General features: G+C 45.4%; 20 protein-coding genes. 14 read left to right on the top strand and 6 right to left on the bottom strand.

Annotated features, from left to right (window positions below):
- The first annotated feature begins 8 nt into the window (after window positions 1-8).
- The 11 genes from ACTNDQ_RS02535 (at window position 9) to rlmD (ending at window position 14,331) form a co-directional block, all read left to right on the top strand.
- Window positions 9-794: a 5-deoxy-glucuronate isomerase gene (locus ACTNDQ_RS02535; RefSeq protein ID WP_118513342.1), complete on the top strand. Its 786-nt coding sequence runs from the start codon at window positions 9-11 to the stop codon at window positions 792-794.
- A gap of 138 nt (window positions 795-932) precedes the next feature.
- Window positions 933-2,084, top strand: a complete 1,152-nt coding sequence (locus ACTNDQ_RS02530) for an iron-containing alcohol dehydrogenase (protein ID WP_441063575.1) — start codon at window positions 933-935, stop codon at window positions 2,082-2,084.
- A gap of 119 nt (window positions 2,085-2,203) precedes the next feature.
- Window positions 2,204-3,151, top strand: a complete 948-nt coding sequence (locus ACTNDQ_RS02525) for a substrate-binding domain-containing protein (RefSeq protein ID WP_441063573.1) — start codon at window positions 2,204-2,206, stop codon at window positions 3,149-3,151.
- A 305-nt stretch (window positions 3,152-3,456) separates the two neighbouring features.
- On the top strand, window positions 3,457-4,824 hold the full coding sequence (locus tag ACTNDQ_RS02520; protein ID WP_227752198.1) for an MFS transporter: 1,368 nt from the start codon (window positions 3,457-3,459) through the stop codon (window positions 4,822-4,824).
- Between the two features lie 134 nt (window positions 4,825-4,958).
- On the top strand, window positions 4,959-6,698 hold the full coding sequence (locus ACTNDQ_RS02515) for a cache domain-containing sensor histidine kinase (protein WP_279198729.1): 1,740 nt from the start codon (window positions 4,959-4,961) through the stop codon (window positions 6,696-6,698).
- Window positions 6,698-8,284: a response regulator transcription factor gene (locus tag ACTNDQ_RS02510; RefSeq protein WP_278796274.1), complete on the top strand. Its 1,587-nt coding sequence runs from the start codon at window positions 6,698-6,700 to the stop codon at window positions 8,282-8,284. Before ACTNDQ_RS02515 ends, ACTNDQ_RS02510 begins: the two co-directional genes overlap by 1 nt.
- Window positions 8,285-8,299: 15 nt before the next feature.
- Entirely contained in the window at window positions 8,300-9,343 is a 1,044-nt protein-coding gene (locus tag ACTNDQ_RS02505) for a LacI family DNA-binding transcriptional regulator (protein WP_173733934.1), read from the top strand.
- Window positions 9,344-10,089: 746 nt separating this feature from the next.
- Window positions 10,090-11,103, top strand: a complete 1,014-nt coding sequence (iolG, locus tag ACTNDQ_RS02500) for an inositol 2-dehydrogenase (protein WP_015524414.1) — start codon at window positions 10,090-10,092, stop codon at window positions 11,101-11,103.
- Between the two features lie 26 nt (window positions 11,104-11,129).
- Window positions 11,130-12,029, top strand: a complete 900-nt coding sequence (gene iolE / locus ACTNDQ_RS02495; protein ID WP_021650721.1) for a myo-inosose-2 dehydratase — start codon at window positions 11,130-11,132, stop codon at window positions 12,027-12,029.
- A 160-nt stretch (window positions 12,030-12,189) separates the two neighbouring features.
- Window positions 12,190-13,035, top strand: a complete 846-nt coding sequence (locus ACTNDQ_RS02490) for a class II fructose-bisphosphate aldolase (protein ID WP_015524416.1) — start codon at window positions 12,190-12,192, stop codon at window positions 13,033-13,035.
- Between the two features lie 102 nt (window positions 13,036-13,137).
- Window positions 13,138-14,331, top strand: a complete 1,194-nt coding sequence (gene rlmD / locus ACTNDQ_RS02485) for a 23S rRNA (uracil(1939)-C(5))-methyltransferase RlmD (protein ID WP_278796275.1) — start codon at window positions 13,138-13,140, stop codon at window positions 14,329-14,331.
- Here rlmD and eutJ read toward each other — a convergent pair.
- Together eutJ and ACTNDQ_RS02475 are read right to left on the bottom strand one after the other, a co-directional pair.
- Window positions 14,307-15,131, bottom strand: coding sequence for an ethanolamine utilization protein EutJ (eutJ, locus tag ACTNDQ_RS02480; RefSeq protein ID WP_441063567.1), 825 nt, complete (start codon window positions 15,129-15,131; stop codon window positions 14,307-14,309). The two genes, rlmD and eutJ, sit on opposite strands and share 25 nt — an antisense overlap.
- A gap of 59 nt (window positions 15,132-15,190) precedes the next feature.
- Window positions 15,191-17,323 (bottom strand): glycogen debranching protein, encoded by a 2,133-nt coding sequence (locus tag ACTNDQ_RS02475; protein ID WP_215638402.1) that lies wholly within the window; start codon window positions 17,321-17,323, stop codon window positions 15,191-15,193.
- A 214-nt stretch (window positions 17,324-17,537) separates the two neighbouring features.
- Here ACTNDQ_RS02475 and ACTNDQ_RS02470 point away from each other — a divergent pair, with 214 nt between their 5' ends.
- The gene (locus ACTNDQ_RS02470; RefSeq protein ID WP_278796277.1) at window positions 17,538-18,719 is read left to right on the top strand and encodes an ATP-binding protein; all 1,182 of its coding nucleotides are present in this window, start codon (window positions 17,538-17,540) and stop codon (window positions 18,717-18,719) included.
- Between the two features lie 20 nt (window positions 18,720-18,739).
- Here the strand turns inward: ACTNDQ_RS02470 and ACTNDQ_RS02465 are convergent, their stop codons facing one another.
- Window positions 18,740-19,108 (bottom strand): hypothetical protein, encoded by a 369-nt coding sequence (locus ACTNDQ_RS02465; RefSeq protein WP_015524421.1) that lies wholly within the window; start codon window positions 19,106-19,108, stop codon window positions 18,740-18,742.
- A gap of 269 nt (window positions 19,109-19,377) precedes the next feature.
- On the opposite strand from ACTNDQ_RS02465, the gene pap reads away from it, so the two are divergent.
- Complete coding sequence (gene pap, locus ACTNDQ_RS02460; RefSeq protein ID WP_288786909.1) at window positions 19,378-20,850, top strand: polyphosphate:AMP phosphotransferase; 1,473 nt, start codon at window positions 19,378-19,380, stop codon at window positions 20,848-20,850.
- Window positions 20,851-20,914: 64 nt separating this feature from the next.
- Here pap and sigG read toward each other — a convergent pair whose 3' ends face one another.
- Together sigG and ACTNDQ_RS02450 are read right to left on the bottom strand one after the other, a co-directional pair.
- A complete protein-coding gene (gene sigG / locus ACTNDQ_RS02455; protein WP_015524423.1) occupies window positions 20,915-21,694 on the bottom strand; it encodes an RNA polymerase sporulation sigma factor SigG in 780 nt (259 codons plus the stop codon).
- A gap of 113 nt (window positions 21,695-21,807) precedes the next feature.
- Window positions 21,808-22,062, bottom strand: a complete 255-nt coding sequence (locus tag ACTNDQ_RS02450) for a YlmC/YmxH family sporulation protein (RefSeq protein WP_015524424.1) — start codon at window positions 22,060-22,062, stop codon at window positions 21,808-21,810.
- Between the two features lie 138 nt (window positions 22,063-22,200).
- On the opposite strand from ACTNDQ_RS02450, the gene nrdR reads away from it, so the two are divergent.
- Entirely contained in the window at window positions 22,201-22,650 is a 450-nt protein-coding gene (nrdR, locus tag ACTNDQ_RS02445; protein WP_021976805.1) for a transcriptional regulator NrdR, read from the top strand.
- Window positions 22,651-22,842: 192 nt separating this feature from the next.
- Here nrdR and gdhA read toward each other — a convergent pair whose 3' ends face one another.
- Entirely contained in the window at window positions 22,843-24,177 is a 1,335-nt protein-coding gene (gdhA, locus tag ACTNDQ_RS02440) for an NADP-specific glutamate dehydrogenase (RefSeq protein ID WP_118513324.1), read from the bottom strand.
- Between the last annotated feature and the right edge of the window lie 161 nt (window positions 24,178-24,338).

Raw genomic sequence — 24,338 nt, 5'->3', positions numbered from 1 at the left:
GTAAGAAAATGAGTAAAGTATTTGGTTATCCGGAATATGACGAAAAAGGCGAAAAGATTCTTACAACATACGATAATGAGTACAAGGCCATGATGATGGACATCCGTGTTTACCGTATGAAGGCAGGGGAGACAAGAACATTTTTAAGAGAGGGTGAGGAGACAGCAGTTCTCCTCCTCTCCGGAAATATCACCTATAAATGGAACGGAAACGAAGCAGCAGCAACCAGAAAAGATGTGTTCACAGAGGGGCCTTGGTGCGTTCATGGATGTACAGGAACTGAGATCGCAGTTGTGGCAAATGCGGAGTCACAGATCCTTGTCCAGTGCACAAAGAATGAGAAAGATTTCGGCGCAAGGCTTTACAAACCGGAAGACGCTCCATGGGGATATTCCAGCGTAGGAAAATTCGGAAACGTGGCAAAGAGAAGAGTAAACACGATTTTTGATCACGACATTTCACCGGAGTCCAATATGGTACTTGGTGAGGTTCTCAATGACAGAGGAAACTGGTCCGGATACCTGCCGCACAGACATCCGCAGCCTGAGACATACTTTTTCAAATTTGATCATCCGGAAGGATTTGGAGCAAGCTTTGTCGGTGATCAGGTATTTAAGAGTACAGACGAGAGCTTTTCCGCAATTCCAGGAGGAGAGCTTCATCCGCAGGCAGTTGCACCTGGATATCAGATGTATACATGCTGGATGATTCGCCACATTGACGGAAATCCGTGGCTGCAGACAGACCGCTGCGAGGATGAGAGATATACCTGGCTTCATGACGCCGAGTTTTAAGGATTCGGAGATACTGATACTGGATCGTAAATAACAGGCAGCAGGAAGAGGAGAATGCTGTTGTCCGTGAGGAGCGGACAGCAGTAGACCTGCTGCTATTATGAAAAAAATTGTACTGACTGAAGGGAGATTTTGACAATGGCAAGAGAATTTATTGTACCTGGAGAAATTATTTCCGGTTCCGGAGCACTGGACATGGCAGAAGGAGCACTGAAACTCCTTGGTAAAAAAGCTCTGATCGTAACCGATAAAGTAATGATCGACCTGGGAAACTGTGCAAAAGTTGAGAAGGCGCTGACAAATCAGGGCATTGAATACAGCATTTATTCTGACATCTGTGGTGAGCCAACAGATACCATGATCGAAAAAGGCTTACAGATCTATAAAGATGAGAACTGTGACTTCCTGGTAGCTCTGGGAGGCGGAAGCCCCATTGACTCCATGAAAGCCATCGGCTCACTGGTAGTAAACGGTGGAAGCATTTCCGACTACATGGGAAAAGTGATCGATGTAAAGATGCCGCCAATGGCGGCGATCCCTACCACAGCAGGAACGGGATCTGAGGCAACACAGTTCACGATTATCACTGATACCAAAAAAGACATCAAGATGCTTCTTAAAGGCAAAGTTCTCATGCCGGATCTTGCCATTATCGACCCGCAGTTTACTATGACTGCACCTCCAAAGATCACAGCAGCAACAGGTCTTGATGCACTTTGCCACTGTGTGGAAGCTTATACATCCAGAAAAACACAGACACTTTCCGATACTTTTGCAGTATCTGCAGTAAAGAGGATCTTTAAATACCTTCCGGTTGCATATAAAGACGGAAAGAATGAAGAAGCCCGTGTACAGATGTCTGTCGCTGCTCTTGAGGCAGGAATCGCATTTAACAATGCATCTGTTACCATTATCCATGGAATGAGCCGTCCGATCGGAGCACTGTTCCATGTAGCACACGGACTTTCCAATGCCATGCTTCTGAAAGAGTGCCTTACCTTTGCGCTTCCCGGAGCATACGACAGATTCGGAGCGTTGGGACGTGATATTGGTGTGGCGGATGCAACTGATTCTGATCAGGAAGCAGCTGAGAAATTCCTGAAAGCAGTAGAGTCACTTGTAAATGAACTGGATACTCCGACTCTGGAGCAGTTCGGTATCAATAAAGAAGAGTTCTTCAACGTTATCGACAAAATGGCACATGATGCCATGGACAGTGGAAGTCCTCAGAATACCATGCGTGATGTAACAGAAGAGGAAGTAAAAGAAATCTACAGAAAACTCTGGTAAAATGTAAATGTAAACCCTGCATTGCCAGATAGGAAAAGACTCCGGACCGGAGAAAAAGGCTCCGGAGTCTTTTTTCCCGTGGCAAATATAGCTGCAAAAGAAAAGGAGGCATATCCTTCATGAGAAAAAAGTATATCTGTATTCTGGTGGCAGTCATAGGAGTTTGCAGCCTTTCCGGATGCGGGTCTTCTGCAAGGAAAACAGAAGAAGAGCAGGTAACGATCGGTGTTGTTACAAAATCTAAAAGCAGTGAATATTGGTTGTCTGTCTGCGACGGAATGAAAGATGCGGCAGAAAAATATCATGCAGATGTGGTGATTCTGTCTCCGGATTCCGAAACAGAAGAAGAGGTTCAGAAAAATATGATCCGGGATCTTCTGAAAACCGATATCCAGGCGATGGCAGTTTCTCCTATAGATTCCTATGAATGCGAAGATTATTTAAATTTCGCAAGAGAAAAGGGGATTTCTGTATATGCCTGTGATACTCCCATAGAGGATTCAGAAATCCCTTATATTGGAATTGACAATGAAAAACTAGGCTATGAGCTGGGCGAGCAGCTTGCAAAGACTCTGGATCATAAAGGAAAGATTGGCGTGATCGCCGGTGATTTTAAGCAGGCCGGACACCGGATGCGTGTTGCCGGATTTGAAAAATATATGGAAAAAGAGCCAGGGATCACCATTGAAATGGTTCGGAACGGATACAGCAATATGCGGGTTTCCCAGAAGGATGTGGATGAGATCCTGGTGAAGTATCCGGATCTTAACGGAATCATGACCACAAGTGCAGTGACGGCCCTGGGGCTTTCAGAGGCAACTGAAGGACGGGAGATTTCTATTGTTTCCGTAGATGCTCAGGAAGATGCCTTGAAAGCGGTTCAGGATGGGCGTATCGTGGCGCTTGGCGCGCAGTCCGGTTATCAGATCGGTTATGAAACCATCCGGTATATTGTGAAGGATCTGGAGGGAGAGGGAACAGGAGAAGATGAGATTCTGGATTCCCAGGTGCTTACCGAAGAAAATATTGATACATATATGAAGGATGACGGACATTCTCATCCCTGATACAAGCAGGTTTCCATCCGCTGCTTATTATTTTTTACAATCCGGCAGAGGCATTGACTGATTCGGTAAAAAGTCAGGCTGGTATCCAAAAATAAAACACAAAACATAAAAATAGGACAAAAGAAGGATGTAGAGATATCAGAACCAGAAAAACTTTGGTACAGATTTAACAGTCAGGTAAAAATAATACCGAAAAAACTAAAATTTCTCATACTATGATAATCCCGTATTTTCGATAAAATAGAATCATCAAAAGGAAAGCGAAAATAAAAAAACGAAAAGAAATGAAAGGGCGGGATAATAAGATGGAGAAGAAAAAACTTTCGGTATCAACAGGGCTGTGTTATGCTGGAGGAGATGTAGGATGTAATATCGTGTTCGGAATGATCGGAACACTGCTGACGCTGTTTTACACAGATTATGTAGGGATAAGCGCAGCAACAGTAGGACTGGTAATGTTACTTTCCAGATGCTTTGATGGATTTTCCGATCTGGTCATGGGTGTCATTGTAGAGAGGACCAATTCCAAATGGGGAAAATCAAGACCCTGGCTTCTGTGGATGAGCATTCCGTTTGCGCTGTCAGCAGTACTGCTTTTCACAGTGCCGCGTACAACAGGGATGCTTCAGTTTCTGTATCTCTTTGTAACCTATAACTTCTGTACGACCATATGCTATACAGCGATCAATCTTCCATATGGAAGCCTTTCTTCAATGATGATCCGCGAATCATCAGAGAGAGATAAACTCAGTGTATTGAGAATGGGACTGTCACCTATCGGAAAGATCGTTGCAGCAACCTGTACACTGCCGCTTGTAAAGCTTCTTGGAAATGATCAGGCTGCATGGATCAAGGTTATGAGTGTATGGGCAGTGCTTGCACTTGCACTTCTGCTTCTCTGCTTCTTCAAATGTGAGGAAAAGGTTCAGATCGAAGCAAGAAAGAAAGATGAGAAGCTTCCGATTCCGACAATGCTGAAGGCACTTTTTGCAAATCAGTATTTCTGGGCAGTAATGCTTCTGTGGACAGTACAGAGTGTATCCTTTACGATCACAGGAACCATTCTTCCGTACTACTGCAAATATATTTTCAACAATGATACATGGATGTACAGCGCACTGTTCCTTACAGAAACCCTGGTTCTGGTAGTGGGAATCTTCATCTGCTCACCGTTGATCAAGAAATTCGGAAAAAGAAATATCGCATTTGTCGGCGGATTTGTTGCACTTGGCGGACAGATTCTGTTTTTCCTGAATCCATACAGCTTCGGCTTCATGGTTATGAGCTGTGTCACACGTGCCATCGGACTTGCTCCACTGAACGCAGTTGTATTCAGTATGGTTGGTGATGTAGTAGAGTTCGGACAGTGGAAAAACCATATCCGTCAGGAAAGTCTGATCTTTGCAGGCGGTTCCATCGGAACAAAAGTTGGCGCAGGTCTTGCCTCCGCAGTGATCACAGGTCTTTTAAGCAGTTCCGGATATGTAAGCTCATCTGCAGGAATAACTGCACAGCCGGAAACAGCACTGGAGATGATCGTTTCTCTTTATAAATTTGGACCGATCCTCATTGCAGCAGTGATCATTGTAACGCTTTTCGGATATAAGCTTGACAAAATGTATCCGGCGATCATGCAGGAGCTTACCGAGCGCGAGGCACACGGACAGTTATAAATATTTTATTGTAAAACATATATTCAACCGCAAACAGGAAATCAGGCAGGGGTAGGATACTCCTGCTGTTTCCTGCGTTTATGGGCATATAGCATAGAGAGGCATATATCCGCTTTACGGAAGGGAGGAGTTCTATGTTAAAAAGTATCCGGGCAAAGATATTACTGGCGATCCTGACAGTAACCATGTTTACTGCCTGTTCTCTTACGGGGGTATTTTATTTTCGGGCAGCAGGGATGATCGAAGAAAATTATTCAGGTATCCTGTATGGACGGATGCAGCAGACTATAAAAGATCTGGACGAATCCCTGAAAGAGATTTATTATGTGAATACGAGAACTGCCTGGGATACAGATATACGGAATAATGCGAAGGACTACAGCTGTACAGGAAATGAAAACAGCCTGGAAAATATGGCCGGGCTTCTCCGGGAACACAGTCGGGAATATAAAGATATCAACTCCCTTTACTTTGTCTTTCCAGACAAAAAAATGGCTGTGACTTCTGAGGAATTTCCGGTAAACAAGCAGGGGATTTCAGGAGAACATATCGAGGAATTGGAAAAAATACAGGAACTGGATTCCTTTCCGGTTCTTGTGGAATCTCCGATCCATGAAGGCGGCAGCTTTCTTTCTGTGATCCAGAAGGTAGAGGATGATAACGGAGAGATTCTGGGGTATGTTGTCGCAGATATCAGGGAACGGGCAATTTATTACGAATATCTGGAAGCTGTCAATGATGAAAAGATCACCAGAATAGTTCTGGTAGACAGAAATGATGAAATCGTGACATCCGGAGATTACAGTGACATTGGAAAAACATTTCCGGAGATTACAGACCAGAATATTCCAAAAATGGAAGGCTATGCAGAAAAAAACGGTGTGATCTCTTTTTTCAGCAGAGGTAGCTTTTCAGACTGCGGATTATATCTGGAGGTACCGAAAAAAGAAGTTTTAAGCGGACTTTCCCGGATGCGGCTCTTTCTGATCGGAATATTTGGTGCAGTTTTTGTGGCAGCTGTGCTGCTGGCACTGTGGCTCTCCAGAGTAGTCTGCGGACCGCTCAGATCCATGACTGGCACGGTTGAGAAGGTTGGTGAGGGAGATCTGAGCCTCCGTACAGAAGTGACTACTGCTGATGAGATCGGAACCCTCGGAAAAGAATTCAACCACATGCTGGATTATATCGAAGCTCTGATCGCCCAGGTGATCGAAGAGGAACAGCAGAAAAAAGATGCAGAGCTGGAAGCACTGCAGTATCAGATCACACCGCATTTTATGTATAATACATTGAACTCCATCAAATTTGCGGCATTTCTGAAAGGGGAAAAAGAGCTGGCGGGGCTTATTGGAGATTTCGTGGAGCTTCTGCAGGCCAGTATCAACAAAAAGGGAAGCTTCCTTTCTGTTGCCGATGAGATCCATATACTGAAAAATTATATCCATCTGCAGGATTTTCGCTATCAGGGAAGCTTTCAGGTGAAATATGAGATCTCTGAGGAAGCATACCGGTGCTATATTCCGAGACTGATTCTTCAGCCGCTTGTGGAGAATGCTCTTCTTCACGGGATCGACATCAAACGGCAAACAGGAAAAATCTGGATCAGCGGAAACGTAAGTGAAGGAAAGCTGATCCTCATAGTAAAGGATAACGGCAGAGGAATGACAAAAGAGCAGATCAGAGATCTTTTTAACAGTCATGCAAAAAAAACAAACGGACTTTCCGCAGTGGGGATTCCAAATGTAAAAGAACGCCTGGAGCTTTATTACGGGACACAGGGAGGAATGGAATACGTAAGCAGTGGAAACGGTACGGAGGTCACGGTATTTCTGCCTGCGATCTATGATATGCCTGAAGAAGGGAGAAAAAATTAATGTACAGAACACTGGTGGCAGATGATGATTTTCTTGTAAGGAGCTATCTCAAAACCCTGGATTCCTGGGAAAAAGCAGGATATGAGATCGTGGATGATGCAGAAGACGGGGAGGAAGCTTATGGATTCCTTCAGAAAGAAAAAATCGATGTTCTTGTGACGGATCTTACCATGCCTGTGATGGATGGAATTGAGCTGATCAGAAAGATCCGTGAGGAAAACAGGGATATCTATATTATCGTGCTCAGCTGTCATGATGATTTTGAATATGTAAAAGAGGCCATGCGCCTTGGGGCGGATGAATATGTATTAAAGAACAGTTTGGACGAGGATAGTCTTTATGATACTCTGGAAAAATCAGCCCGGCTGATCGAGAAGCGCAGAGAAAAAAGTCAGGAACAGGCACGGACGAGAAAGCTGATCCATCTGGGAAGTCACGCTCTGAAGTATTATTTTTTTAACGGACTGATCTCGGGGATGCTGAAAAATCAGGCACGTGAGGAAAAGCGTGTGGAAGCCGGAATCGCCGGGAAATATTTTAACAGTGCTGTGATCTGTATGTTTATGGAGAACTGGGCGGAGAGGGAAAGACAATGGACGCCGCTGGAAGTGGAACAGTATTCCCATCATTTCCGTCACAGACTGCTGGAACGTACGGAGGAGCTTCTTGGGACAGAAAGTGAATTTGCGGAAGTGGTCTATCTTGGCGCAGGGATTTTTTGCTGTTTTCTTGATCTTTCCGGAGACTGCAGGACATCGGCTATGCAGCAGAGACTGACTGAGGCAGCAGCAATCTGCTACCGGCACTGTCAGGAGGATCTTTGTGATTTTGGTATCAGTGTCAGCAGTGTCTGCATGGGAGAGGATGGGATCCGCCAGGCTTATCAGCAGGCCAGAGAAATGATGAAGCTGCATTTTTATGAGAAAAAAGAGATCCTTTATTTTGAAGGGCGGAAGAAGGCGGACAGTGTTCTGCCGGAAAGTGCTGAGAAGCTGGAAGGGCAGATTTCCAAGCTGAAGGCAGGGAAAGACCGAAAGAAAGCGGAGGAGCTTTGGACACAGGTTCTCGCTGACTGTCAGGATCGCTATACCGATGGAAGACTTTTGGTACAGTGGCTTAAGAAATTGAATCAGACAGCCGGAATTGAGAAAGAGCCCATCTGGTATGGAGATATCGAAAGCTTTGAGAAATTCAGGGAAAAGGGCAGTGCCTGTATTTCGCAGCTTTTTGTGGGGGAAGAGGATGCTGTTCCGGAGGGGATCTCTGCTGCTGTGAAAAAAGCACTGGAGTTTATCCGGGAACATTATGAATCGCCGATCAGCCTTCAGGATGCAGCAGATGCGGCGGAGGTAAATCCTGCTTATCTCAGTTATCTTTTCAAACAGGAGATGAAGATCGGTTTTTCCAATTATGTGCAGGAGCTTCGGATCGACTGTGCAAAGAAGCTTCTTTCAGAGACGAACTGTAAAGTTAAGGATGTGGCGTTGCGTTCCGGATTTGGAGATTATCATTATTTTTCCAAGACATTTAAGAAGTTTACGGGCTTAAGTCCTGCGGAATACAGAAAAGAATCCGGATTATCATAGAAAGAGGTGCTTAGTATGGGAGTTACTATAAGGCAGATCGCGGAAGCTGCCGGTGTTTCCAGAGGTACTGTTGACAGAGCGTTAAATAACAGGGGCAGGATCCGTCCGGAGGTTGCTGAGAGGATCCGTGCCATCGCTGATGAGATGGGGTATAAGCCGAATCAACTGGGCCGTGCTCTATCCATGAGCAGAAATAATATTAAGATCGGCGTGATCCTGCAGGGTGCGGAAACACCTTTTATGAAAGAAGTTCTGAAGGGAATCCAGGAGGCGTGCGCTGAGGTGGATAATCTTGGTGGTACAGTCCTGGTCCATAAGATCGAGCATCAGAATGCGGAGGATGTTATTCTCGCCATGGAGAAGATGCGGATGGAAGAGGTTAGTGGTATTGCCATGGTTCCTTTGGATGAGGAACGTGTGAAAAGGGAAATTGACCGGTTTGTGGAGGAATTTCGGATCCCGGTGGTGACGTTTACTTCGGATGTGGAGGATACGAAACGGCTTTGCTTTGTAGGGCAGAACGGTGTGCAGTGTGGCCGTGCGGCTGCGGGGCTTATGGGGGAGCTGACCGGTGGAAAAGGAAAGGTTGCTGTGATTTCCGGCTATAGTACCAATACTTCTCTGAGCAGCAGGGTGGTTGGATTCCGTGAGGAAATTGCGCGGAAGTATCCTGGGATTGAGATCATTGGGCCGGAGTATTGCTTTGAGGAGAATGGCAGGGCCAGGGAGATTACGGAAGGGATATTTAAGGATGTTCCGGATCTTGACGGGATATATCTTACTTCTCATGGTGAGGAGGGGGTGTGTGAGGCAATCGCCGGAGCGGGGAAAGCTGGTCGGGTGAAGATGGTTGCCAATGATTTTATGGGGCGGAATTATGAGCTGATGAGGGAAGGGTTTATTCATTTCCTGATCGGGCAGGATGCCAGGATACAGGGGTATGAGCCGGTGATGATTTTGTTCCGGCTGCTGTTTAATGGGGAAGCGCCGGAGAGGGCGAAGATTTTTACGGAAATATATATAAGGAATGAGTATACGATTCCGGAGGGGAGACACTGAAGTGGGGTGTCTCCTTTTTTTGTGCGGAGGGACGCCGCGGAAGGGGATGCTGTCTGGTCTGCGGCTTCGTCGGGGGCTGACTTCTAGGACGCCGGAAATCTGCTAAAAGCGTTTTTCAAAAGTCCGAACTCTCGGCCTGCTGCCGCTCAGACAGCGGACTTTTGAAAAACAACGCAGATTCCCGCCGTCCAAGAATCAGCTCCCCTCCTGCAGAAGCAGAGCCAGACAGCATCCCCTTCCGCGGCTGGTGCTTCCAGCGAGAAAAAATGTCGTTTGACGATAGGTTGTGGGTCGTCAGCGCTGCGCTGGACGACTGCAAGGGCTGAGTTTGCGCCTGTTTGCAGGGAGAGTTTGGGCATCGGCGCTGCGCTGGATGCTGGAAGGGGTGTGGCATCGGCGCTGTGCTGGATGTTTGAAGGGATGTGAGCTGTGATGCTGCTCTGGATGTTTGAAGGGATGTGAGCTGTGATGCTGTGCTGAATGTTGGGAGGGGGTGGGGTGTGGGATGATTAGGGTGATTGTATGGGAATGTGTTGGAGATATTTTCGGTGAAGTTGACCTAAAAATATTACATATTGTGGCTAAAAATAGTTCTCGTCATTTTTAATAGAAAAAAGATGGTAATATTGTACAATATTAGGGGTTGCGATTTGTGTGTTGCGATGATATTATATTAAGCATAAAGAGCGTGTTCGGACACGCAAAGAGATTACATTGGGAAAATAAATCAAAAGGAGATCAAAACTATGATTAAAGTTGGTATTATCGGAGCAGGTAGAATTGGTAGAGTTCATATTACCAGTATCACAACAAGGGTGCCGGATGCGGTGATCAAGACGGTTGCAGATCCTTTCTTAAATGATGAGACTGCTGCATGGGCTAAGAGCATGGGTGTTGAGCACACGACTAAGGATTATAAGGAAATCATCAATGATCCTGAGATTTCAGCAGTTCTGATCTGTTCTTCTACAGATACTCATTCTCCGATTTCTGTAGAGGCTATCAAGGCTGGCAAGCATGTTTTCTGTGAGAAACCGATCGATCATGACATTGCCAAGATCAAAGAGGTTATCGATGCTCTTGAGGGCACAAATCTGAAATATCAGGTTGGTTTTAACAGAAGATTCGACCATAACTTTGAGTCTCTTCAGCAGGCTGTTGCAGCTGGTAAGGTTGGTAAACCGGAGATCATCAAGATCACTTCCCGCGATCCTGAGCCGCCTAGCATTGATTATGTTAAGGTTTCCGGTGGCATGTTCCTGGATATGACAATTCATGATTTCGATATGGTTCGTTATCTTGCAGGCTGCGATGCTACAGAGGTTTATGTTCAGAGCGCAAATCTGGTTGATCCGGCTATTGGTGAGGCTGGGGATGTTGATACAGCTGTTATCACTCTTCAGATGGAGAATGGTGCTATTGCTGTTATCGATAACTGCAGAAGAGCTTCTTATGGCTATGATCAGAGAGCTGAGGTTTTCGGTTCTGATGGTATGGCTGCTATTTCCAATGACAGCCAGTCTTCCACAGTGATCAGCAATGCTGAGGGTGTTACAGGTGAGAAGCCGATGTTCTTCTTCCTTGAGAGATACATGGACGCTTATGGTAAAGAGGTTGCAGCATTTATTGATGCGATCGTTAATGACAAAGAGACACCTCTTAATGTTTATGATGGTCTGAAGCCGGTATTAATGGGTCTTGCAGCTAAGAAATCCAGCGAGGAGCACAGACCGGTTAAGATTTCTGAGATTATGGAATAATTCAAATAAAAAAGGAGAATTGACCAATGTTTGATAAGAATAAAGTAAAGCTTGGTATTGCACCAATTGCATGGACAAATGATGATATGCCGGATCTTGGCAAAGAGAATACTTTTGAGCAGTGCGTCAGTGAGATGGCTCTTGCCGGTTTCACAGGCTCCGAGGTGGGTAACAAGTATCCGAAGGATCCTGAGGTTCTTAAGAAGGCTCTTGAGCTTCGTGGTGTTGAGATCTGTAACCAGTGGTTCTCAAGTTTCCTGATCACCAAACCGTTTGAGGAGGTTGAGAAGGAGTTCCGTGCACAGCTTACTTTCCTGAAAGCTATGGGTGCGAAAGTGATCGGCGCATCTGAGCAGAGCCACAGTGTTCAGGGCCAGATGGATACCCCGGTTTTCGGACATAAATATGAGATGAATGACGAAGAGTGGGATATCTTCTGCACAGGAATGAACAAGCTTGGTAAGATCGCAAAAGAGGAGTATGGTATTGCTCTTACTTTCCATCATCATATGGGTACTGTTGTACAGAGCCTTGCTGAGGTTGACCGTATGATGGAGAATACAGATCCTGAATATGTAAGTCTTCTTTTTGATACCGGTCACTTTACATACTGTGGAGAGGATCCTCTTGAGGTTGTAAAGAAATATGTTCACAGGATCAAACATGTTCATCTGAAGGATATCCGTCCGGAAGTTGTTGAGCAGGTTAAGAAAGAAAACATGAGCTTCCTTGCAGGCGTAAGAGCCGGTGCCTTCACGATTCCGGGAGATGGATGCATCAACTATGATCCGATCTTCAAGGTTCTCGAGGATGCAGGCTACGAAGGATATATGGTTGTTGAGGCTGAGCAGGATCCGGCTAAGGCTAATCCGCTTGAGTATGCGATCCGTGCAAGAAAATTCATTGCTGAGAAGACAGGCTTATAATTACGACAGGGAAATAGGTGCATGCTGATGTACAGTTAAGCGGAATAAAGATGTACGCTTTGCATAGAAAAAGCGGTATCAGCCAGTAGTGCTTTGACACCGCTTTTTTCTGTAAGAAGATGCAAACAGTGTACGATAAACAGGACAGGAGGGCCGAATCATGGCACTTGTGAAAATGAAAGATCTGCTGAGACGTGCCGAAGAGAAAAATATTGGCTGCGGTGCTTTCAGTGTTGGTAATATGGAAATGGTAAGAGGTGCGATCCGCGCAGCAGAAGAACTGGATACTCCGATCATCCTTCAGATCGCGGAGGTGCGTTTGAAAAATTCTCCGCTTCACCTGATGGGACCGATGATGGTACAGGCTGCAAAGGAGGCTAAGGTGGATGTGGCTGTCCATCTGGATCATGGTCTTACTTTTGAGACGGTTGACAAGGCTCTGGAGCTTGGCTTTACATCGGTTATGCTGGATGCTTCTACGCTTCCTTTTGAGGAAAACATCGCCAGAGTAAAGGCCGTTGTGGAGAAAGCACGTAAATACGGCGCTACAGTTGAGGCTGAGCTTGGACTTGTGGGCGGAAGTGAGGATGGAAGCTGTGACCACGGTATCCGCTGCACAGATCCGGATGATGCGGTCGTTTACGCAAGAGAGACAGGTATTGATGCGCTTGCAGTTGCCATCGGGAATGCCCATGGTAATTATCCGGTAGCGCCGACGCTTGCTTTTGATGTATTGGAGAAGATCCATGAGAAAGTGGATATTCCGCTGGTTCTTCATGGCGGCAGTGGTATCACTGATAAAGATTTCCAGAGGGCGATCTCTCTTGGCATCCGTAAGGTGAATATTGCCACAGCAAGCTTTAACAGCCTGACAGCTCATGTGGAGAAATATATGGAATCAACAGACAAGCATAATTTCTTTGACCTCAATGAGGCTATGGTCCAGGGTACTTACGAGAATGTGAAGAGACATATTCTTGTATTTAATGAGCCATATCAGGAGTAGGCCAAGGATTTTCTTGTAAAAAAAGAAAAGGTCTGATAAGATGTTCTCAGTGAAAATAACTGGGAACATCTTTTTTGTGCCCATAAAAGAGGAGAGATAAAAATGGAACAGAAAGAGACTGTCTGTTCAGTTGCGAAGAAGTGCGGCGGTTGCCGTTATCAGGGTGTATCCTACCAGGAGCAGCTTCGCAGGAAACAGAGAATTACAGAAGGCCTTCTGAAAAAATTCGGAAAAGTAGAGCCGATCATTGGAATGGAAGATCCCTATTATTACAGAAACAAAGTTCATGCAGCTTTTGGCCGTGACCGGAAGGGAAACGTAATTTCCGGGATTTATGAGGAGAAGAGTCATAGGATCGTTTCCGTAGATGACTGTATGATCGAAGATAAAAAAAGTCAGGAGATCATCCGTACCATACGTGGTATGTTGAAATCCTTTAAGATCAAGACCTATGATGAGGATACAGGATATGGACTTCTCCGCCATGTGCTTGTGCGGAGAGGCTTTTCCACAGGAGAGATCATGGTGGTATTAGTTACGGTTTCTCCAATATTTCCATCTAAGAATAACTTTGTAAAAGCTCTCCGTAAAGAGCATCCGGAGATCACTACGGTGGTTCTCAATGTCAATGACAGACAGACAAGCATGGTACTTGGAGACCGCAATATCGTACTTTACGGACCGGGATTCATCAAAGATCGACTTATGGGACTGACCTTCCGTATTTCTCCATCTTCTTTTTATCAGGTAAATCCTGTGCAGACAGAAGTACTTTACGGAAAGGCTATGGAGTTTGCGGCAATGACAGGAAAAGAGAAGGTGATCGATGCTTACTGCGGCACAGGTACTATCGGGATCATCGCTTCCGGAAATGCCAGGGATGTCATTGGTGTAGAACTGAACCGTGATGCTATCCGTGATGCCAGAATGAATGCAAGGGAGAACAAGATCCGTAATGTTCGTTTTGTTCCGGGAGATGCAGGATGGTTTATGGAAGGAATGGCAGCAGAGGGAGAGAAGGTGGAGGTTGTTCTCATGGATCCGCCACGTTCCGGAAGTGACCGTAAATTCCTTCACTCCCTTTTGACTCTTTCACCGGAAAAAATTGTTTATGTATCCTGCAACCCGGAAACCCTGGCAAGAGATCTTGCCTGCCTTACTAAGAGAGATTACCTGGTAAAGAAGATGCAGCCGGTTGATATGTTCCCGCTCACCGATTCAGTGGAGGTTGTTTGCCTTCTGGAGAATCGTAGGACCAGACCGGGAAGAGCTCAGATTTTTGGCAGCTCACAGTGATATGCGATGCCAAGGGGCGTAACAAGAAGCGGATGGACCGGACGGTATACCGGAAGCTTCAGCCTCTTTTCAAAAACGGTAGTAAATTCCTTAAACATGGAAGAACCGCCAACTACATAAACAGCCGGAACCTGATAGCCCTTTAGAAATTTCTCGGTGATCACAGCCATTTTTTCTACAGTGGCCTTGATCACAGGGAAAATTTCGTCTTCTTTTTCCGGAGTAGTTTTCAATACTTCGGCTTCCTCATAAGGGATCTTATAGTGACCGGCGACTGTCATGGTCATATGGCTGCCGCCAGTAGCCTCATCATCGGTGTAGATAACTTTTCCGTCTTTCAGGATGCTGATACCGGTTGTGCCGCCACCCACATCCACAACAGCACCGTCTGTGATCTTAAGGACAGCAGCTGCGGCAGTAGGCTCGTCCACGATATTTGTAACCTCGAAACCGGCACCCTCCAGAACATAGCCGATGCTTTTGACACTGCCTTCAGAAACTCCCGGAGGGATGGCAGCAGCACCGTAAGTAAGTTCTGTGCCAAGCCTTTCCTCCAGCTCATTTTTTAGCTTTGTCACAAGCTGGACAGATTCATAGTAATTGACGATCACTCCATCCTGGATCGCATGGGATGGTGCGGAAATTCCGGTTATGGGACGGTTATTCCGGTCGACAACGGCAAGAACGGTATTGGCAGTACCAAGGTCGATGCCTGTCTTCAGACGACCGCGGAATTTTTTACATTCACCTGTTTCTACAAGTTCTGCAAAATTGGACAAAGTTCTGTTTTTTAATTCCATTCAAAATACTCCATTTCTTTCAGACAGGGACAAAAAGAATTTTGCCCCTGATATAAATTCTAATAATTGCGGCCGGTAAAGATGGCAACGGATCTGGGCCGCATACAGAAATCGTGTTCAATGCGTGGCTCTTGGCCTTTTTCGTAGAAATAACGGCCATTTCCGTCACCGAACGTGTTGACACAGAGATACCATGCACCGGGACGGGCAAGCTCCGGAAGTGTGACCGTTACGTCCTCCCAGTATGCGTTGATCACAATGTAGATCAGGTCATCAGTGCCTTTGCTCTTATCATAGCCTGCAAAGCTTACAGCGAAGGTGTGGGCATCTCTTGGAATGGTCACATCCCTTGCGTCAATGTTATGGGTGTGGATATTTTCCATACCGCATACTGCGTTTGGAAGCTTCCGGGAGATAACAGGGTGGTCTTTACGGAACCGGATCATAAATTTGAAAAATTCAAAAAGATCGTGATTTTTCTCCAGAAGCTTCCAGTTGATCCATGAGGTTTCGTTATCCTGACAGTAGGTATTGTTATTTCCGTGTTTTGTGTTTCCGAATTCATCACCTGCAAGGAACATCGGGGTTCCGCGGCTGGACATCAGTACAGCACAGGCATTTCGTATCATGCGGAAGCGGAGGGAAAGCACTTCGGGGTTGGTGGAATCGCCCTCTTCTCCACAGTTCCAGCTGCGGTTATCGTTGGAACCGTCGGTGTTATTCCAGCCGTTTGCTTCGTTGTGTTTTTCATTGTAGGAATAAAGATCATACATGGTGAAGCCATCGTGGCAGGTAAGGAAATTGACACAGGAATTGTATCCTGCATAATTGTCATTATGATCAGAATAAAAGCCTCCGTACAGATCACCGGAACCGGAAATACTCCATGCAGCGTCCCAGGCATTCCAGAAATCTCCCTTCAGGAAGGAACGGAGGCAGTCACGGTAACGGCCATTCCATTCAGCCCATCTGCGGCTGGCAGGGAAAGAACCAACCTGATACAGCCCGCCGGCATCCCAGGCTTCTGCGATCAGTTTGACATTTCTAAGGACCGGATCATAAGCGAGAAGCTCCAGAAGGGGCGGATTGTTAAGTGGAGAACCGTCCTCATGGCGTCCGAGAATGCTGGCAAGATCGAAGCGGAAGCCGTCCACACGGTAGTTGATGGTCCAGTAACGTAAGCATTCAAGGATCATCTGACGTACAATGGGATGGTTACAGTTCAGAGTATTTCCACATCCGCTGAAATTGTAGTAATTTCCCTCTGGAGTCAGCATATAATAAACCTTATTGTCAAAGCCCTTAAAGCAGAAGGTTTTTCCCAGCTCGTTTCCTTCGGCGGTATGATTGAATACAACATCAAGAATTACTTCGATGCCATTTTCGTGGAGCTCACGGATCAGCTCTTTCAGCTCAGTTCCCTCACAGTTATGCTCCGGCTTGGAAGCATAGCTGGTGTTTGGAGAAAAGAAGTTGACAGAATTGTATCCCCAGTATTCCAGAAGCCGTTTGCCATTTACAGTACGGGCATTCATATTCTCGTCGAACTCGAAGATCGGCATCAGCTCTACGGCGTTGATCCCCAGTTCCTTGAGATAAGGGATCTTTTCACGAAGACCGGCAAAGGTTCCCGGGTGCATAACACCGGAAGAAGAATCCTGTGTAAAGCCGCGGACGTGAAGCTCATAGATGATCAGGTCACTGATCTTACGGGTGGACTGCGGCATGTCTTCCCAGTCAAAGGAATCACGTACCACACGGGCATGATAGCTTCCGATCTTTTGCTGGCCCCATTCACGCTGACCGGCAACGGCTTTGGCATAAGGATCAAGAAGAACTTTTGTCTTATCGAAGATGTGACCCTTTTCCGGTTCGTAAGGACCGTCAATGCGGTAGCCGTACTCCAGATCTTCGATGTCCAGTCCCATGACGATCATGGAGTAGACATCACCGATACGACAGGCATTGGGAAAAGGAAGGACTGCGAAGGGTTCCTCTTCTCCGGAGTGGAAAAGAAGAAGCTCGCAGGATGTACCGTGGCGGGTATGTGCGGTAAAGTTGACTCCGTTGGAAAGAGGAGTAGCGCCATTTAATTCAAAAAACCCGGGACGTACAGGAAATCCCGCAATAATATCTGTGGGCCGGGATGTCAGTGTATTCTCAGAGAGCATAGTCTGATTCTGTGTTTTCATTTCCGGTATCCTCCTTGGTGAAAATTTTTTTACAAACAAAAATATTATAACTGATTTTCAGAAAAAAGTACAGGCTGGGTTGTTGAGAACAAAGTGAACAGCAGCATTCTAATAACGCGGGAACCTTCGGGAAAATCTTCTTGAGGTTTTTGACGGGAAGGCTTACAATATGAACCAGAAACTTTGAAAATGTAAGGAAAGGAATAATAGCAGTATGAATGAAGAAACACTGGAGATTTCTTTTGACCAGATAGAGAAAGAACGGGGGAAATATCTTCTGATAGATACCCGTGATAAAGTAACTGTAGAATATGGAATGATCCCGGGAGCAATCTCAGTTCCGGAACAGGAACTGGAAGAGCGGGCAGAAGAACTGAGGGGGGATAAGATACCGGTCCTTTACTGTACAAGAGGGCTTTTCAGCCAGGAGGGTGCAGAGCTGCTCCGGGAAAAAGGAATTCCCGCACTGAGCCTGAAAGGTGGATATACAGGATGGCTTTTTCAGCAGATGCAGAAAGAATCCGGTAAAGAGGACAGTGAAGAAGAGGAAAATGATGCAATGGAACAGCGGCGGAAGGATATCGAGCTGAGTATCCGCAAAAAGTTCCATAAGCAGCTTTTTTCCAGATTTGCCAGGGGAATCAACGATTATGAGCTGGTGAAGCCGGGAGATAAGATAGCAGTCTGTATTTCCGGTGGTAAGGATTCTATGCTGATGGCCAAACTGTTCCAGGAACTGAAGCGTCATAACAAGTTTCCCTTTGAACTGGTGTTTCTTGTGATGGATCCGGGATATAATGAGGCAAACCGTGCGGTGATCGAGCACAATGCCAGGCTTCTCGGGATTCCGATCACAGTGTTTGAGACTGAGATCTTCGATGCGGTTTATAATATAGAAAAATCCCCATGCTATCTCTGTGCCCGTATGAGAAGGGGCTATCTTTACAGCAAGGCAAAGGAGCTTGGCTGCAACAAGATCGCTCTTGGACATCACTATGATGATGTGATCGAGACGATCCTGATGGGAATGCTTTACGGAGCGCAGGTACAGACTATGATGCCGAAGCTCCATAGTACAAATTTTGAGGGAATGCAGCTGATCCGTCCTATGTATCTGATCCGGGAGGCAGATATCAAACACTGGAGAGATTATAATGACCTTCATTTTATCCAGTGTGCATGTAAATTTACCGATACCTGTACTACCTGCCGTACAGATGGTACCAGTGTTTCCAAGAGAATGGAGATCAAGAATCTGATCGCAGAACTTAAGAAGGTAAATCCACATGTAGAAAGTAATATTTTCCGAAGTGTGGAAAATGTTAATCTTCATACAGTTATCGCATACAAAAAAGATGGAGTGAAACATTCTTTTCTGGAAGGGTATGAGGACTGACAGATATAAATAAAAGCTGCTCAGGCGTTAGCCCGGGCAGCTTTTACTTTTTCCCGCTGTTTGGTAAGATCATAATATTCATCAGAGATGATCCCGCGACTGGAAAGTGCTTCGTAGGTTTTCTGCTGTGCGGGGGTCATCTTCATTCCGATCGTGGAATTGACATCGGTCAGTACGCAGCTTGTTTTTTCTACCAGCCAGAAAAGTGCGGAATCATCATCGGGGATCATTTTCCAGATTTCGTTTTCTGTATATGGAAGAAGGGACATGAGAGTTTTTAAGTGTCCATCCTGGATCAGACGGTAATCCCCGTCCGGCATGATGATGCCATCGCCATAGAGTTCTTTTTTCTGTTCCATTTTCTGCAGAAGTTTTTCTGTGAGTTTCATGATCGGCTCCTTGATCTTTATTATTTCAACAGTTTTCAGGCACTGCTTTTTTATGAAGTTAAAAAAATAACAATCAGCGTCTATTTTATGAAGCGGCGACAAAAATGTCAAGAGGTTAAAAAGATTTTCGATGCTTATGAATGATTTTTGTTGTGCAATTTGTTTGCTTTTGTGAGGCTAAAGGTTAAAATTATGTAAAAATTATCGTAAAATAAGATCTTCTGTGGTATAATATGAATATTCAAAAAATTCAAGGAAGGACGATGAAGATGTTGAAAAACTGGAACCCGGAACAGATTCCGGAAAAAGAGGATATCAAAGTGCGTTTAAGCGCTGCAAGAACCAGATTATATGAATTGCAGATGGCTCTGAAAGAGCATAAGATTCCGGTGATCGTGCTGTTTGAAGGCTGGGGAGCTTCCGGAAAAGGAAGTACCATAAGTAAGGTGATCAAGAATATCGATCCTCGTTTCTTCAAAGTTGCGACTATGTCAGCACCTACAGAGGAAGACCTTCGGAAACCATTTCTTTGCCGATATTTCAGGGAAATCCCGGAAGCGGGCAAGTTTACATTCCTGGATTCAGGATGGATGGATCAGACCTGTCGTGAACGTATGGATAAAAAGCTGAAGGGTGACAATTATTCAAAACGGATTGACAGTATCCGGAGATTTGAACGTCAGCTGACGGATAATGGATATGTACTCCTGAAATTTTTTATGCAGATCGACCGGAAAGAACAGGAAAAACGTATGGGCATCCTTCTGGAAAGCAAGGATACCAGATGGAGAGTCAATGAATATGATCTCTGGCAGAATGATCATTATAAGAAGTGCAGAAAGATTTTCGACCAGTATATGCAGGATACCAATACATCTGCGGCTCCATGGTATATTGTCGATGCCGGTGACCGGAAGTGGGCAGAACTGCAGGTACTGGAAACCATGATCAGCAATATAGAGGTTGCCATGGAAAACAGCAAACATGCAGTGCCGATCCTGCAGAATGTTTTTCCTCTGGTGGAGATGCCCAGATTAAGCGAGATTCCTCTGGATGGAAAAGAAGTGGGGGATGAAGAGTACAAGGCTGAGCTTAAGGAACTGCAGGCAAAGCTTGGAAGCCTGCATAACCGTCTTTACCGAAAAAGAGTGCCTGTGATCATCACCTATGAAGGCTGGGATGCTGCCGGAAAGGGAGGAAATATCAAGAGGATCACGGAGGCTCTTGATCCCCGTGGATTTGAGGTACATCCTATCGCAAGTCCGGAGCCTCATGAAAAAGCCCGTCATTATCTGTGGCGTTTCTGGACAAGGCTTCCCAAGGATGGTCACATTGCCATCTTTGACCGGACGTGGTACGGAAGAGTGATGGTAGAACGTCTGGAGGGCTTCTGCAGCGAGAATGACTGGAGACGTGCCTACAATGAGATCAATGAATTTGAGAAGGAGCTTTCTGACTGGGGCGCTGTGATCGTGAAATTCTGGGTCCACATTGATAAGGACACCCAGCTTGCCAGGTTCAACGACCGCCAGAGCAATCCGGAAAAACAGTGGAAGATCACGGATGAGGACTGGAGAAACCGTGAAAAATGGGATCAGTATGAAACAGCAGTAGATGAGATGCTTCAGAAAACCAGCACTGCTTATGCACCATGGCACATTCTGGAATCCGTAGATAAGAAATATGCAAGGCTGAAGGCGCTTCGGATCGTGATCGAAGAAATTGAGAAAGCGCTGAAATAAGAGATAAAAGCTGCGGCAGGATAACAGATATTCTGCTGCAGCTTTTTGTCTGAAGAGAGATGGATCAATTCCGGAGATAGTTTCGCATACTGCGAAGAGCATGTTTTTCCAGTCGGCTGACCTGAGCCTGGGAGATACCAATCTCATCAGCTACCTCCATTTGGGTTTTTCCCTCGTAGAAGCGGAGATCGATAATGTGACGTTCACGCTCTCCAAGCCGGTTCATGGCATCCCGAAGAGAAATATCCTCCACCCAGTTTTCTTCCAGGTTCTTTTTATCACTGATCTGATCCATAACATATAGGGTATCTCCGCCTTCGGAATACACGGGCTCAAAAAGGCTTACCGGGCTCTGAATCGCATCCATGGCATAGACGATCATTTCCTTGTCAATACCGATCTCATCAGCGATTTCTGCAATGGTAGGCTCTTTGAGATGCTGCCGCATATAGTTTTCCCGGGTATAGATGGTTTTGTAAGCGATATCCCGCAGAGAACGGCTGACCCGTATGCTGTTGTTATCACGGAGATATCTTCGGATCTCTCCGATGATCATGGGAACTGCATAGGTGGAAAATTTTACCTGAAGAGTGGTGTCGAAATTATCGATCGCTTTGATCAGGCCGATGCAGCCGATCTGAAAAAGGTCATCCGGATTTTCACTGCTGTTCTGAAAACGCCGGATCACGCTTAAAACAAGCCGCAGATTGCCTTTGATGTACAATTCCCTGGCTTCTTCATCGCCAGCTTTGATTCTTTTAAAGAGCTCCGCCTTTTCTTCCTGATCGAGAACGGGAAGGGTTGAGGTATTTACTCCGCAGATTTCAACTTTATTCAGTGCCATCTTAGAATCCTCCTTGTCTTGTCAGTACATTAAGATGATTCTCAGAGGGCGGTTGAAATATACTTTTTCAGGGAAAATATAAAAAATAAAGGGCCTTGACAATAAGGAGGTATTTATTCTCCGGACAGCAGTTTTTCATTACGGAAATCAACAAGGATGATATCTTCGCCGATCTGGCGGATGCAGTCCCATGGAATGGAATATTCATTTTCTTTGGAAAAACACCAGCAAAATTTTCCCGGTTCCGGCATGATCAGGGCTTTCAGACGTGCGGTTTCACAGCAGAATTCCACATCAAGAGGGCAGCCAAGACTGCGGCAGGTATGGATATTGATCACTTCTTTTTGTTTCAGCTCACAGATGCGCATAAATTCATCACCTGGTATGATTTTATGGAAAATCTGTAAAATTTATGCAAGTCCGATTATTGACACATTATGTGCATTTATTTTATAATAAAAACGAATTTAGTAATGATTTACTGATCCGGAAAGGGGGAGAGTTCTGTGAGATGTCCGTTCTGTAACCAGGATAATACAAGAGTTGTAGATTCCAGACCTGTAGAGGATACCAATTCCATCCGCCGCCGCCGTCTCTGTGATGCTTGCGGAAAGCGTTTTACAACTTATGAGAAGGTGGAAACGATTCCGCTGACTGTGATCAAGAAGGATCAGAACCGGGAAAGCTATAAACGTTCCAAGATCCAGGATGGTGTTCTTCGTGCCTGCTATAAGCGCCCCATTCCCATTGAGAGAGTGGAAGAGATGATCGATTCCATAGAAGGAGATATTTTCCGGTCAGAAGACCGTGAGATCAGCAGTACCAAGATCGGAGAGATCGTTATGGAGCATCTGAAGGATCTGGATGCGGTGGCGTATGTACGATTTGCGTCTGTATACAGAGAGTTTAAAGATGTCAGTACCTTTATGGATGAGCTGAAGAAGCTGATCAATTAAGAGATTAAATGAATAGACCGCAAATGCAGGAGATTTCAGGCCGATTGTCAAAAGACAACCGGCCTTTTTTTGAAACATGAATGTTTGATTTTTCAGAGATCGTAAAAGTGGATACAAAAAAACAGGAACCGCCTGGGAAAAATCCTCTGCGGTCCCTGCTATAAATATACATTAATGATTCAGGAAACTTAATTAAACAATACCCTGAGCTTTCATAGCGTCAACAACTTTTTCGAAGCCGGCGATGTTTGCACCTACAACATAGTTGTCTTCCATACCGTAACGTTTAGCAGCGTCATCAGCTTTGTGGAAGATATCGATCATGATGTTGTGGAGTTTCTCATCAACCTCTTCTCTTGTCCAGGAAAGTCTCATGGAGTTCTGGCTCATCTCAAGTGCAGATGTGGCAACACCGCCAGCGTTTGCGGCTTTACCAGGCATGAAGAGAACACCGTTCTCCTGAAGGTATGTTGTTGCATCAAGAGTAGTAGGCATGTTTGCACCTTCAACGACGTATTTGCAGCCATTTGCAACCAGTGTTTTAGCTCCGTCAAGACCAAGCTCGTTCTGAGTAGCGCATGGAAGGTAGATATCACATTTGATATTCCAGATGCCAAGTCCCTCAGTGTAGGTAGCACCCTCAACACGGTCTGCATATTCTTTGATACGTCCACGTTTTACTTCTTTGATATCCTTTACGACGTCAAGGTTGATTCCGTTCGGATCGTAGATGTATCCGTTGGAGTCGTTCATTGCAACAACCTTGGCACCAAGCTGAGTAGCTTTCTCAACAGCGTAAATAGCTACATTACCGGAACCTGTTACAACGATTGTTTTTCCTTCTACGGAATCATTGTGAGCTTTGGCGATCTCGTTGAGCATGTATACAACACCGTAACCGGTAGCCTCTGTACGGATCAGGGAACCTCCGAAGGAAAGACCCTTTCCTGTAAGGACACCCTCATAAAGGCCACGGATTCTCTTATACTGTCCGAAGAGATAACCGATCTCACGTCCGCCGACACCGATGTCACCAGCCGGAACATCTGTATCTGCGCCGATATATTTGCAAAGCTCTGTCATAAAGCTCTGGCAGAATGCCATAACCTCTCTGTCAGATTTACCCTTAGGATCGAAGTTGGAGCCACCTTTTCCACCGCCGATCGGAAGGCCTGTAAGAGAGTTTTTAAAGATCTGCTCAAAACCAAGGAATTTCAGGATACCCTGATTTACAGAAGGATGGAATCTTAAGCCGCCTTTGTATGGTCCGATGGCGCTGTTGAACTGAACACGATATCCCTTGTTAACCTGTACAGTCCCGTTGTCATCGATCCACGGTACTTTGAAGGAGATGATCCTCTCTGGCTCTACAAGACGCTCAAGGATGGAAAGTTTACGATACTCTTCCTCATTTTTGTCAATTACGACTTTAAGGGAATCGAGAACTTCCTTAACTGCCTGATGGAATTCTGGCTCGCCAGGATTCTGTGCTACAACTCTTTCATAAACTTCTTCTGTGTAAGACATTGTTGTTTCCTCCTCATCACATATTAAATTGCGTTGAAAACTAAATTCGAGTGCTATTATACATTAACATGCTAAAAAAGGGAAGTGCTAAATTTATTTTTTTTAAATTTTTATTTCTTGCGTTGAAAGCCTAAATGTGAGATGATATAGAATAAATATTT

It is taken from the genome of Blautia massiliensis (ex Liu et al. 2021) (assembly GCF_052064225.1).
Taxonomy (GTDB): domain Bacteria; phylum Bacillota; class Clostridia; order Lachnospirales; family Lachnospiraceae; genus Blautia_A; species Blautia_A fusiformis.
Note: the sequence above shows the minus strand (reverse complement) of the source record. Positions and strands in the feature narration are given on the sequence as shown.

What these genes read in the sequence shown, in the direction of transcription:
- rlmD (WP_278796275.1), top strand. Translation starts at nt 13,138, where the DNA reads ATGGAACAGAAAGAGACTGTCTGTTCAGTTGCGAAGAAGTGCGGCGGT.
- ACTNDQ_RS02510 (WP_278796274.1), top strand. Translation starts at nt 6,698, where the DNA reads ATGTACAGAACACTGGTGGCAGATGATGATTTTCTTGTAAGGAGCTAT.
- pap (WP_288786909.1), top strand. Translation starts at nt 19,378, where the DNA reads ATGTTGAAAAACTGGAACCCGGAACAGATTCCGGAAAAAGAGGATATC.
- ACTNDQ_RS02490 (WP_015524416.1), top strand. Translation starts at nt 12,190, where the DNA reads ATGGCACTTGTGAAAATGAAAGATCTGCTGAGACGTGCCGAAGAGAAA.
- gdhA (WP_118513324.1), bottom strand. Translation starts at nt 24,177, where the DNA reads ATGTCTTACACAGAAGAAGTTTATGAAAGAGTTGTAGCACAGAATCCT.
- ACTNDQ_RS02505 (WP_173733934.1), top strand. Translation starts at nt 8,300, where the DNA reads ATGGGAGTTACTATAAGGCAGATCGCGGAAGCTGCCGGTGTTTCCAGA.
- eutJ (WP_441063567.1), bottom strand. Translation starts at nt 15,131, where the DNA reads ATGGAATTAAAAAACAGAACTTTGTCCAATTTTGCAGAACTTGTAGAA.
- iolG (WP_015524414.1), top strand. Translation starts at nt 10,090, where the DNA reads ATGATTAAAGTTGGTATTATCGGAGCAGGTAGAATTGGTAGAGTTCAT.
- ACTNDQ_RS02535 (WP_118513342.1), top strand. Translation starts at nt 9, where the DNA reads ATGAGTAAAGTATTTGGTTATCCGGAATATGACGAAAAAGGCGAAAAG.
- sigG (WP_015524423.1), bottom strand. Translation starts at nt 21,694, where the DNA reads ATGGCACTGAATAAAGTTGAAATCTGCGGAGTAAATACCTCAACCCTT.
- ACTNDQ_RS02520 (WP_227752198.1), top strand. Translation starts at nt 3,457, where the DNA reads ATGGAGAAGAAAAAACTTTCGGTATCAACAGGGCTGTGTTATGCTGGA.
- iolE (WP_021650721.1), top strand. Translation starts at nt 11,130, where the DNA reads ATGTTTGATAAGAATAAAGTAAAGCTTGGTATTGCACCAATTGCATGG.
- ACTNDQ_RS02525 (WP_441063573.1), top strand. Translation starts at nt 2,204, where the DNA reads ATGAGAAAAAAGTATATCTGTATTCTGGTGGCAGTCATAGGAGTTTGC.
- ACTNDQ_RS02530 (WP_441063575.1), top strand. Translation starts at nt 933, where the DNA reads ATGGCAAGAGAATTTATTGTACCTGGAGAAATTATTTCCGGTTCCGGA.
- ACTNDQ_RS02515 (WP_279198729.1), top strand. Translation starts at nt 4,959, where the DNA reads ATGTTAAAAAGTATCCGGGCAAAGATATTACTGGCGATCCTGACAGTA.
- ACTNDQ_RS02465 (WP_015524421.1), bottom strand. Translation starts at nt 19,108, where the DNA reads ATGAAACTCACAGAAAAACTTCTGCAGAAAATGGAACAGAAAAAAGAA.
- ACTNDQ_RS02475 (WP_215638402.1), bottom strand. Translation starts at nt 17,323, where the DNA reads ATGAAAACACAGAATCAGACTATGCTCTCTGAGAATACACTGACATCC.
- ACTNDQ_RS02470 (WP_278796277.1), top strand. Translation starts at nt 17,538, where the DNA reads ATGAATGAAGAAACACTGGAGATTTCTTTTGACCAGATAGAGAAAGAA.
- ACTNDQ_RS02450 (WP_015524424.1), bottom strand. Translation starts at nt 22,062, where the DNA reads ATGCGCATCTGTGAGCTGAAACAAAAAGAAGTGATCAATATCCATACC.